The following is a 6,305-nucleotide window of genomic DNA, read 5'->3' on the forward strand; positions in this document are numbered from 1 at the left end:
CTGACCCTCCTTGCCTAGAGATGGCTGACCTGAACCGTCAACACCGCTCGTGTACGCGGTTTGTTCTGTTGGAACAAGGGGGGAACGAAAATTTCCATCCGATCCCGAACGGTCTTGCCGGAAATGGCGGATTTCCGCCGTTCAGGTCAGCCGCCGCGCAGCACCATCTCGACCGCATCGGCGATCTGCTGAACCGAGAACGGCTTGGCGAGGAAATGCATGTTGGGGATATCTATCTCGCGGCGCAGCTGTTCCTCGGCATAGCCCGACATGAAGATCACCGGGAGCTCGGGCCGCAGCGCGCGAATCTCCCGGGCCATCGCCGGGCCGTCCATCGTCGGCATGACCACGTCGGACACGACGAGGTCGTACTGTCGGCCAAGGCGGACGTATTCGAGCCCCTCCTCGCCGTCGGCCGCGGTGGTCACCTCGTAGCCCTGCCGCGCCAGCGCGCGCTCGGCCACGGCGCGGACGGTGTCCTCGTCCTCGACCAGCAGGATCTTCCCGCCGCCCGACCATTCGCGCTTCGGTTCGGGCTTTTTCGCGGCGACGACCAGATCGGCCGGGTCGGCATGATGGACCGGGAAATAGATCGTGAACTTGGTCCCGCGCCCCAGCTCGCTCTCGGCGAAGATGAATCCTCCCGACTGCTTGACGATGCCGTACACGGTCGAAAGGCCGAGCCCGGTGCCCTTGCCCTTCTCCTTGGTCGTGAAGAACGGCTCGAAGATCTTGCCGACGAGGTCGGCCTTGATCCCGGTGCCGTTGTCTTCGACCACCAGCGCGACATAGTCGCCGATGGGGAGGATCTCGCTGCGCATGGCCCGCACGTCGGCCGCGGTGATGCGCCGGGTGGCGAGGCGCAGCTTGCCCGCGTCCCTGGACTTGCCCTCCGCGATCCGCGCCTCGATCGCGTCGCGTGCGTTGACTGCAAGGTTGAGCAGCACCTGTTCGAGCTGGACCGGGTCGGCCCTGACCGAACCCAGGTCGCGGTCGTGCGTGACCACGAACTGGATCTTTTCGCCCAGCAGCCGCTTGAGCAGGGTCGAGACTTCCGAAACCACGTCGGGCAGCTGAAGCACTTCGGGGCGCAGTGTCTGCTGGCGCGAGAACGCAAGGAGCTGGCGGGTGAGGCTCGCGGCGCGGTTGGAGTTGGCGCGGATGTGCTGGATGTCGTCGAAGTCGGAATCGCCCGGCGTGTGGCGCATCAACATGAGATCGCAGTAGCCGATGATCGCGGTCAGCACGTTGTTGAAGTCGTGCGCGACGCCGCCGGCCAGCTGGCCGACCGCCTGCATCTTGGTCGCCTGGGCGATCTCGCGCTTGAGCCGGGTTTCCTCGCTCGAGTCCTTGAGGCTGAGCAGCACCGAGCCCTCGCCCAGCCCGCGCACCCCGGCAAGGCTCAGCGAAACCGGGTCCTCGGGCGCGGTCAGCAGCCGCACCGCCACGTCGCCGCGAGTCGGCGCGCCTTGCGCATAACGGCGCACCGCATCGGCCAGCGCGCCCTTGTCCTCGCGGATCACGAGGTCCGACGGATAGGGCGGCGCGACCGGGTCGGGATGGCCGGCCGCGCGCAGGAACGCCTCGTTGGCGAACAGGAAGCGGCCATCGCGGTCGCACATTGCCAGGCCCAGCGGCAGCCGGGCGAGAAGCGCCTCGATCTGCGGGAGGCCGGTGCGGACCTCGCCCAGAGCGGCCTCGTCGTCGATCAGCAGCATCAGCGAACTGGTGACGGCGGGGTCGGGATCGAAGCCGCTGTCGGGATCGGCGACGGGCACGTGGAGCAGGCGCAGCGGGGTGCCCTTGCGCCCCTCGCGGGCGTAGAGGATGCGCTCGTCCTCGTCGGAGCGGAGGTAGGCGACGAAGTCGCTGCCCGCGACCGGCGCGTTCTCGTCGCCCGCGGCGCGCAGCGCGAAGGCGGGGTTGGCGGCATGGACCGTGCCCTCGGGCGAGACCAGCGCCGCCTGGATGCCTTGCGCGGCAAGCGCACGGCCGAGCTTGCCCGCGACATGGCCGGACAGCTGGGCGACCAGGTCGACCGTCTGCAGCGCGGCAATACGCCAGACGAGGTAGTCTTCGCCCCGGCCGGCGCGCAGCACCTCGCAGCGCCAGCGCCCCTCGGCGTTCTCCAGCGGATCAGCCTTGCCCTCCCCGTCGCGCCAGGCGACGCGGGCGGCATTTTCCAGCCGTTCGAGCGAGGCCTGTTCCAGCGGCAGGCGCGGCGGGGCGGCGCCGGCTCCGAACCACGCCTCGAAGCTGGGGCTGGCGCAGACGAGGCGCCCCGCCCGGTCGGTGACCGCGACGGCGAGATCCGGGCGGTCGATCGCGACATGCGTCACCGACCAGTCGGGCGCGGCAAAATCGGGCGCGGCGGCAGCGGGGCGGGCGGCGATCACGACCCGCGCCGCGGCGGCCAGCGCGAGCGTGCCGGCGGCAAAGGCGAGCGCGACCAGCCACTCGCCGGTGCCCAGCCAGAGCAGCCCGTCGGTGACCACCAGCGCGAGCAGGAGCAGGCCGATGTCGCGCGCCGGGAGGGGCGCGCGCCCGTCCTCGGCTGCGGCACTCATTCAGGGAAATCCTGCGCGGCGGCGCGCGCGAGCCGGGTCTTGCGCTTGTGCGCGGTCCACCAGCGCCACGTCACCAGTGCCACGACATAGCCGATGGCGGCCGCGACCGTGGAAATGACGAACAGCCCGAAAACGAGCGCCGGCGCGGCGTCGGACAGCAGCCAGCCGAGCCAGTCGCCCACGCCCGCGCCGCGCTCGTACAGCGCATAGAACGTCGAAAGGTCGGCATGAAACCCGAACTTGTTGCCGACGAAGATCGAGGCGGCGAGGATCAGCGGGGTCGTCGCCGGGTTCGACAGGAAGGTCATCGCTGCCGCGATCGGGATGTTCCCGCGGACCGGCACGCAGCACAGCGCCGCACCGATGATCTGGATGCCGGGTATCAGCGCAAAGATCCCGACGAGCAGCCCGACAGCGACACCGCGCGGGACCGAGCGACGGGTAAAACGCCACAGCTCGGGCCGGCGGGCGAACGGACCGATCCAGCGATTGCCCTCAAGCTCCTCGCGCTTGGGCATGCTGCGGTGTGCCCACGCGGCAATCCGGCTGACAAGGGGCGGGCGCGTGGCGCTCATCCGCGGTCGCGCAAAAGCCGCGCGGCTTCGCGCTTCCAATCGCGTTCCTTGATCGTCGCGCGCTTGTCGGCGTTGTTCTTGCCCTTGGCCAGCGCCAGCTCGACCTTGGCCCGGCCGCGACCGTTGAAATAGATCGACAGCGGGACCAGCGTCATCCCCTTGCGCTCGACCGCGCCGTGGAGCTTGGCGATCTCGCGCTCCTTCATCAGCAGCTTGCGCGGACGCTTGGGCTGGTGGTTGAAGCGGTTGCCGTGGCTGAATTCGGGCACGTTCGAGTTGACCAGCCAGATCTCGCCGCCCTTCACCTCGGCATAGCTTTCGGCGATCGAGCCTTCGCCGAAGCGCAGGGACTTCACCTCGGTGCCGGTGAGGACGATGCCGGCTTCGTAGACATCGTCGATCGCATACTCGAACCGCGCGCGGCGGTTCTCGGCGACGACCTTCTTCTTGTCGAACTCGGGATGTGTGGGGCGGGCCATCGTTCGTCGGCATGTAGGGACAGTGCGTGAAGAAATAAACTCGCCAATTCCGGCTTTCTTGCGAATGAACCGAATAACCCCACCTAATCCTCCACCGCTCGTCCTGAGCCTGTCGAAGGACAGTTCTTCCTTTCGCGGCCTGAAAAGAAAGTGCGGTGCTTCGACGAGCTCAGCACGGGCGGCTGGAGAGTGCCGCGGTTGCGCGCTAGAGAGGGCTCATGCCCGCCACCCCCGCCTGGCCCCCGCGCAGCGCGCCGCGCCTGTTCGTTGCCGGACCGCTGTCCGAAGGGGCTGCCGTGGTGCTCGAAGGCGGGCAGGCGCACTATCTCGGCAAGGTCATGCGGGTCGCGCCGGGCGACGCAGTAATGCTGTGCGACGACGCAACCGGCGAATGGGTCGCGCGGGTGAGCGAGGCGGGCAAGCGGAGCGTGGTCCTTGCCGTCGAATCGCGCACCCGCAAACGCGAGGCCGTGCCCGACCTGTGGCTGTGCGCCGCGCTGCTCAAGAAGCCGAACTTCGACCTCGTGCTGGAAAAGGCGACCGAGCTGGGCGTCGCCGAAGTCCGCCCGGTGCTGACCCGGCGCTGCGTCGCCGACAAGCTCAACCCGGAGCGCGCCCGGACCATCGTCACCGAAGCCGCCGAGCAATGCGCGCGCACCGCGCTGCCGGTCCTGCACGACACCGCGAAGCTCGACGCCCTGCTGAAGGGCTGGCCCGAAGGCCGCGCCCTGTTCTTCGCCGACGAGCAGGGCGGCGCGCCCGCCGCTGCCGCGTTCGCCGCGCACCCGGGCCCGGCCGCGCTGCTGATCGGCCCCGAAGGCGGCTTCGACGAGGCCGAACGCGCCGCGATCCGCGCCCACCCGGCGGCGAGCGCCATCACTCTCGGCCCCCGCATCCTGCGCGGCGAAACCGCCGCCATTGCCGCCACCGCGCTGTGGATGGGGGTGCGCGGGGATTGGTAGGCGGTGCCTCTCCCGACGCGTCGTCATTGCGAGCCCCGCGAAGGCGGGGGGAAGCAATCCAGCCGGTGCAGCGAGTCCCGCGGATTGCCTCGCGACCTGCGGCCGCTCGCAATGACGAAGTTTGACCCTCCATTTTTGCAATACACCATTCCAGCAATTTCGCTTTCCACCCCGCCGGTTCCGCATTAACTCGCGCGCCATGAGCACGCGGCAGGTTTCAAATCGCAACGATCCGGTGATCGAGAGCCGCGACCAGCTGGTCGCGCCGATGCAGAAGGGCGAAAAGCCACGCGAGGCCTGGCGGATCGGGACCGAGCACGAAAAGTTCGTCTATCGCACCGCCGACCGCCGCGCGCCGTCCTATGACGAGCCCGGCGGAATCCGCGACCTGCTGATGGCGCTGACCGAGTTCGGCTGGACCCCGATCGAAGAGGGCGGCAACGTCATCGCCATGGCCGGGCCCGACGGCACCGTCAGCCTCGAACCGGCGGGCCAGCTCGAACTGTCGGGCGCCCCGCTCGAGAACCTGCACGAAACCTGCGAGGAGACGGGGCGCCACCTCGCCCAGGTCAAGCAGATCGGTGACCGGCTCGGCCTCGGCTATCTCGGCGTCGGGCTGTGGCCCGACAAGCGCCGCGACGAGCTGCCGATCATGCCCAAGGGCCGCTATGCGATCATGCTGCGCCATATGCCGCGGGTCGGCAGCATGGGCCTCGACATGATGCTGCGGACCTGCACCATCCAGGTCAACCTCGACTATTCGAGCGAGGCGGACATGGCGCAGAAGTTCCGCGTCGGCCTCGCCCTCCAGCCGCTGGCGACCGCGCTGTTCGCCAACTCGCCGTTCCTCGAGGGCAAGCCCAACGGCATGCTGTCCTACCGCAGCCACATCTGGTCCGACACCGATCCGCACCGCACCGGGATGCTGCCGTTCGTGTTCGAGGACGGGTTCGGCTACGAACGCTATGTCGACTACATGCTCGACGTGCCGATGTACTTCGTGTTCCGCGACGGGAAATACATCGACGCCGCGGGCCAGTCGTTCCGCGACTTCCTCGATGGCAAGCTGCCCGCGCTGCCCGGCGAAAAGCCGCTGAAGTCGGACTGGATCGACCACCTCTCCACCGCCTTCCCCGAAGTGCGGCTCAAGTCCTTCCTCGAAATGCGCGGCGCCGACGGCGGGCCGTGGAGCCGGATCTGCGCGCTCCCGGCGTTCTGGGTCGGCCTGCTCTATGACCAGGGTGCGCTCGACGCGGCGTGGGACCTCGTCAAGGGCTGGGACATGGACGGGCGCGAACGGCTCCGCTCCGAAGTGCCGAAGCTTGGCCTCGATGCGCCCTTGCCGGGCGGCGGGACGTTGCGCGACATCGCGCCGGAGGTGCTGAAGATCGCGCAAGCCGGCCTCTCCGCGCGCGGCAAGCTCAACGCCGGCGGCGACAACGAAACCGGCTTCCTCCAGCCGCTCGAGGACATCCTCGCCCGCGGCAAGACCCCGGCGGAGAAGCTGCTCGACCTCTACCACGGCGAATGGGGCGGCGACCTCTCGCGGGTGTACGAGGACAAGAGCTTCTGATGATCCTCGTCATCGGCCATTTCCGCGTGCCGGAGGAGAACCTCGCCGCGATCCGCCCGCTGATGCGCAAGGTGGACACCTCGAAGAACTCGCTGTTTTCGGCCTGAAGGGGGTGCGAAGGGTCTGATCGCGGTCTTTGGTGCGTGAGG

General features: G+C 68.8%; 5 protein-coding genes. 2 read left to right on the forward strand and 3 right to left on the reverse strand.

The genetic code is table 11. The features are described 5' to 3' along the window. Positions 1–146 precede the first annotated feature (146 nt). Genes AC3WLD_RS16850 through smpB form a run of 3 tightly spaced genes read right to left on the reverse strand, consistent with a single transcriptional unit; the run spans position 147 to position 3,621 of the window. Positions 147–2,567, reverse strand: a complete 2,421-nt coding sequence (locus AC3WLD_RS16850) for a hybrid sensor histidine kinase/response regulator (RefSeq protein ID WP_492558134.1) — start codon at positions 2,565–2,567, stop codon at positions 147–149. Beyond that, the gene (locus AC3WLD_RS16855) at positions 2,564–3,142 is read right to left on the reverse strand and encodes a DUF2062 domain-containing protein (RefSeq protein WP_492558135.1); all 579 of its coding nucleotides are present in this window, start codon (positions 3,140–3,142) and stop codon (positions 2,564–2,566) included. Before AC3WLD_RS16855 ends, AC3WLD_RS16850 begins: the two co-directional genes overlap by 4 nt. After that, entirely contained in the window at positions 3,139–3,621 is a 483-nt protein-coding gene (smpB, locus tag AC3WLD_RS16860; RefSeq protein WP_492558136.1) for an SsrA-binding protein SmpB, read from the reverse strand. The genes AC3WLD_RS16855 and smpB overlap by 4 nt, the downstream gene beginning before the upstream one ends. A gap of 218 nt (positions 3,622–3,839) precedes the next feature. On the opposite strand from smpB, the gene AC3WLD_RS16865 reads away from it, so the two are divergent. Then, the gene (locus AC3WLD_RS16865) at positions 3,840–4,583 is read left to right on the forward strand and encodes a 16S rRNA (uracil(1498)-N(3))-methyltransferase (RefSeq protein WP_492558137.1); all 744 of its coding nucleotides are present in this window, start codon (positions 3,840–3,842) and stop codon (positions 4,581–4,583) included. Positions 4,584–4,782: 199 nt separating this feature from the next. Beyond that, complete coding sequence (locus tag AC3WLD_RS16870; RefSeq protein WP_492558138.1) at positions 4,783–6,156, forward strand: glutamate--cysteine ligase; 1,374 nt, start codon at positions 4,783–4,785, stop codon at positions 6,154–6,156. The last annotated feature ends 149 nt before the right edge of the window (positions 6,157–6,305 follow it).

It is taken from the genome of Novosphingobium sp. FW305-C-111 (genome assembly GCF_058783565.1).

Bases quoted from the DNA above. Each gene is read 5' to 3' on its own strand.
- AC3WLD_RS16850 (WP_492558134.1), bottom strand. From the start codon at position 2,567: ATGAGTGCCGCAGCCGAGGACGGGCGCGCGCCCCTCCCGGCGCGCGAC.
- AC3WLD_RS16855 (WP_492558135.1), bottom strand. From the start codon at position 3,142: ATGAGCGCCACGCGCCCGCCCCTTGTCAGCCGGATTGCCGCGTGGGCA.
- smpB (WP_492558136.1), bottom strand. From the start codon at position 3,621: ATGGCCCGCCCCACACATCCCGAGTTCGACAAGAAGAAGGTCGTCGCC.
- AC3WLD_RS16865 (WP_492558137.1), top strand. From the start codon at position 3,840: ATGCCCGCCACCCCCGCCTGGCCCCCGCGCAGCGCGCCGCGCCTGTTC.
- AC3WLD_RS16870 (WP_492558138.1), top strand. From the start codon at position 4,783: ATGAGCACGCGGCAGGTTTCAAATCGCAACGATCCGGTGATCGAGAGC.